The 3896-nt window shown below is 42.6% G+C and carries 6 protein-coding genes; all 6 read left to right on the top strand.

All coding sequences use genetic code 11. The annotated features are described in order from the left end of the window. Nucleotides 1–336, top strand: a 336-nt coding sequence (locus E7204_RS08885) for a sterol carrier protein domain-containing protein (protein ID WP_295183773.1), incomplete at its 5' end; no start/stop codon positions are given. A 77-nt stretch (nucleotides 337–413) separates the two neighbouring features. Beyond that, complete coding sequence (locus E7204_RS08880; RefSeq protein WP_295183772.1) at nucleotides 414–1655, top strand: L-serine ammonia-lyase, iron-sulfur-dependent, subunit alpha; 1242 nt, start codon at nucleotides 414–416, stop codon at nucleotides 1653–1655. Nucleotides 1656–1750: 95 nt separating this feature from the next. Continuing rightward, nucleotides 1751–2509, top strand: coding sequence for an SDR family NAD(P)-dependent oxidoreductase (locus E7204_RS08875; protein WP_295183770.1), 759 nt, complete (start codon nucleotides 1751–1753; stop codon nucleotides 2507–2509). A gap of 140 nt (nucleotides 2510–2649) precedes the next feature. Further along, a complete protein-coding gene (locus E7204_RS08870; protein WP_295183768.1) occupies nucleotides 2650–3060 on the top strand; it encodes a DUF805 domain-containing protein in 411 nt (136 codons plus the stop codon). A gap of 274 nt (nucleotides 3061–3334) precedes the next feature. Continuing rightward, nucleotides 3335–3583 (top strand): hypothetical protein, encoded by a 249-nt coding sequence (locus tag E7204_RS08865; protein WP_021840154.1) that lies wholly within the window; start codon nucleotides 3335–3337, stop codon nucleotides 3581–3583. Nucleotides 3584–3768: 185 nt separating this feature from the next. Then, nucleotides 3769–3896, top strand: a 128-nt coding sequence (locus E7204_RS09635) for a zinc-ribbon domain-containing protein (protein ID WP_366483672.1), incomplete at its 3' end; no start/stop codon positions are given.

The following is a 3896-nucleotide window of genomic DNA, read 5'->3' as shown; positions in this document are numbered from 1 at the left end:
CATATCGATGCCCATTGGCAAAATCAGCCGGGCGTAGTTGACGGTAAATATACTTTTACCATGGGTGTAAAAGATTCCTTGGCAACTTGGAATGAAGGGACTTATGAGGTAACAATTCATGCGGACGGTCATGTAGCGGCTGTTAAAAAAGCGGATGCGGTCCGAGCCGATGTGCAGTTTATCAGCGAAGTAGGGGCCCTTAGCCTTATTCTCATGGGCCGTTTAACGGTATCTGAATTGATGTTTGAAGATAAAGTGTGCGGCGAAGAGGCTGTTATATCTATGCTTAACCGCGTATATCCTAAACAGAAAACATATATCAACGAATGGTGGTAAGAATCATAAATAATGTTATAATTAAAATAGGAGTGATTCATAAAGAATCGCACAATTAAAAAGCATGGAGGACTCTTATGAAAGATTTGTACTGTATGTTGGAGAGAGAGGTACTACCTGCTTTTGGTTGTACGGAGCCGATTGCGCTGGCCTTTGCGGCGGCGAAAGCGGTTGAAGTTTTGGGGGAATTTCCAAGCAGCTTGCACGCTGATTGCAGCGGCAACATTATTAAAAACGCGAAAAGCGTAACCATTCCGAATGCGGATGGGCGAACCGGTTTTTACTACAGTCTGATTTTAGGTGCTATTGTGGGCGATGCGTCTAAAGAACTGGAAGTACTGGAAGGTTTAACATCGGATGATGTGAAGCGGGCTGATGAATTATTTGAAAGTAATTTCTGTACCGTATCGTTGGCGGAAGGTGTGGCCAATCTGTACATCGCCGTAACCGCTAAAACGGTGGATCACGAAGTGAAGGTAACGGTTCAACAGAAACACACAAATATTACGCACATCGAAAAAGACGGCGAAGTATTATTTGATATGCCATTGGAACAGATTTTGGCAGAAGAAGTGCAGATGACCTTTGACGATTGCTATGAATTTGCCGAAGAGGCCGATTTTGACCGCTTAAAGGAATTATTGCATCGTCAATTTGACTATAATATGGCTATTGCCGAAGAAGGTATGAAGAATTCTTACGGCTCCAATATCGGTAAATTAATTATTGAAGACTCTGCCAGCATTGCCGATAAAGCGCGTGCTTATGCGGCGGCGGGCTCCGATGCGCGTATGGGCGGTTGCAGCATGCCCGTTATGATTAACTGCGGTAGCGGTAATCAGGGGATTACCTTGGCCGTGCCGATTCATGTGTATGCGGAAGAATATAAGGTTTCGGAAGAACGACGTTATCGGGCATTGGCCTTAGCTAATGTGTTGGCCCTTTATATCAAGCATGATATCGGTCGTTTAAGTGCCTACTGTGGTGTTGTTAGCGCCGCATCGGCTACAGCGGCGGGCATTGCGTATCTTCTGAATGAGCCGAAAGAAGTGGTGTGGGAAACTTTATCCAACGCCCTTGTCGGCACGTCCGGCGTCGTTTGTGACGGTGCCAAAGCATCATGTGCCATGAAGATCGGTATGTCTCTAGGTAATGCGTTATTATCTTATCGCCAGGCAAAGTCGAATAATAGTTTTAAAAACGGTGACGGTATCGTTAAAGCGAATATTGATGAAACGGTTCATACGGTGGGCCTCATTGCTCGTGACGGCATGCGTGAAACAGACATTGTAATCTTAGAGTCTATGATTGAAAGATAAGCCGGATTAAAATTAAACGAGTTTTAACTAGTCTCAAAGTAAATTTATATCTATAATTAAAATATAGGGTATATCTAAGAAAGAGAGTGACTACAATGAGCAAAACAGTATTAATTACAGGTGCTACTTCGGGGATTGGCCATGCTACGGCCTTGGCGTTTGCCAAAGCGGGTTATGACCTGTTGGTATGTGCCCGTCGTTTGGAAGTTTTGGAAAACATGAAAGCCGAATTTGAACCGGAATACGGTATCAAAGTTACGCCGTTTGCCCTCGATGTGACGGATCGTAAAGCTGTTGCCGAAACGTTACCGGCTGTGATTGAAAAAGCAGGCGGTGTGGATATTCTCGTGAATAATGCAGGGCTTGCTCAAGGGTTGGATGCGTTCCAAGAAAGCTCCCTCGACGATGTTGAATTGATGATTAATACAAACGTAAAAGGTTTGCTCTATGTATCACGCACGGTGTTGCCGTTTATGTTGGCAAAAAATTCCGGTCACATTATCAATCTAGGTTCTACGGCCGGTATTTATGCGTACGCTAAAGGTGCCGTATATTGCGCCACTAAAGCAGCGGTTAAGACTTTGAGTGATGGGATTCGTATCGATACTATCGAATCGGATATTAAAGTTACGACCATTCAACCGGGCATCGTAGAAACGCCGTTCAGCGAAGTTCGTTTCCACGGTGATAAGGAAAAAGCGGCTGCTGTGTACGCCGGCGTGGAAGCGTTGCAGGCGGAAGATATTGCGGAGATTATCGTGTTTGCCGCTACGCAACCGAAACGCGTGCAGATTTCGGATATTACAATTATGGCCAATCAGCAAGCTACCGGCTTTATGATTGCCAAGAAATAAGTAAATGACAGTTGCCTGCAGTGCGGTTGAAGCATTGCAGGCAATTGGTGTTATATATCTTTTTCCGGCGGGCCGGTTATTTTAGCATGTCGGTTACTTATGATTTTGAATTTAAGATTGTAGTTAAAAGAGGAGTTCCTATGAATAGTGAAAACTGGGTCGGTTCCTTACCGGTTTGGGATAATTTTAAAATGTGTATGACTGAAAAATATTTGAAATTTGAAGGTCGTGCGACTCGTGGCGAGTATTGGAAATTTGTGCTCATTCAATTTGTTATTATAATTGTGTTGGAATTCTTAATCGGTTTTTTCAGTATTGGTTCGACCTTCGAAGATATTTTGACCTTGGTAGTTACCTTACCGTTTATTTTGCCTTCGCTAGCGGTACAAACCCGTCGGCTTCATGACTTGAACCGCAGTGCATGGTGGCTGTTACTCCACTTTGTACCCTATGCCGGTTCTTTTGTCTTGTTTATTTTTTCCGTTATGAAAGGGAATCCAGTCCCTAATAAATACGGCCCCGTACCGGATTACAGTTATTATCAGAGATAACTAACAGGTCTCATAGAAAGGTTTTCTACGTTTTGGGCCTTATACATAAATCTTGAGGTCCCAAGATTAAGTATATAATTTTATTTAAAAAGCGGAATTGGAGGGAGGCACCGGCAGCGTCTGGGAAAGGCTCGACCACTTAGTATTGCGGAGGGCAACATTTGATTGATACTATATTTTACGTTTGAATTGTACGATTAAAAACTTAACATTGTGCCGATTTTAAATTTTTAAGTATAACAGTTGGTTATTTTACCGTGCCAGGGGGAAACTTATGAAAATAATTACGGTCAATAAGATTATGTGCAGTCATTATGTAGATGAAATCGAAGCTATTAAAAAGCACCCGTTCATAGTAACCGGGCGAGCTAAGGTAGCAGTTGACCAAGGTCGTGTATTGTTAGGACAAAATTCGGCGAAATGTGAAACAGTCAATCATGTTATTCATGACGAAATAAAGGCGCTCACTCGAGGGATAAATGATAAAATTCCCGACCATTATCCGGGTGTTCACCCAACGTAAACGCTACGATATGATAGTGTGAAATTTATGATAATTCGGTGCGATACCGGTTTTCATAATTTGTATTTGATAAAGATTAATAATTAGTGTAGAATGTTCATGTATATCGTTTTATTGAATGATATACATGAACTTTTTTTATAAAGAATTGTTAGTTAGGGGATTTAGTAGAGAGGAGTATTGGGATGAATTGTCAAAATTGTGGTAAAGAATTGGAGTCCCGGCAAGCATTTTGTTCATATTGTGGTCAAGGTGTTGCTGCGGCAGAGACTTCGGTAGCAGCGACTTCAACAAAGGCGGCGATGCCGGCGGT

It is taken from the genome of Veillonella sp. (genome assembly GCF_015058545.1).
GTDB lineage: Bacteria > Bacillota > Negativicutes > Veillonellales > Veillonellaceae > Veillonella_A.
The sequence above is the reverse complement of the archived record's forward strand: the minus strand, read 5'-3'. Positions and strand labels throughout refer to the sequence as shown.

Coding starts and splice junctions, on each gene's coding strand:
- E7204_RS08865 (WP_021840154.1), top strand. CDS start 3,335: ATGAAAATAATTACGGTCAATAAGATTATGTGCAGTCATTATGTAGAT.
- E7204_RS08870 (WP_295183768.1), top strand. CDS start 2,650: ATGAATAGTGAAAACTGGGTCGGTTCCTTACCGGTTTGGGATAATTTT.
- E7204_RS08875 (WP_295183770.1), top strand. CDS start 1,751: ATGAGCAAAACAGTATTAATTACAGGTGCTACTTCGGGGATTGGCCAT.
- E7204_RS08880 (WP_295183772.1), top strand. CDS start 414: ATGAAAGATTTGTACTGTATGTTGGAGAGAGAGGTACTACCTGCTTTT.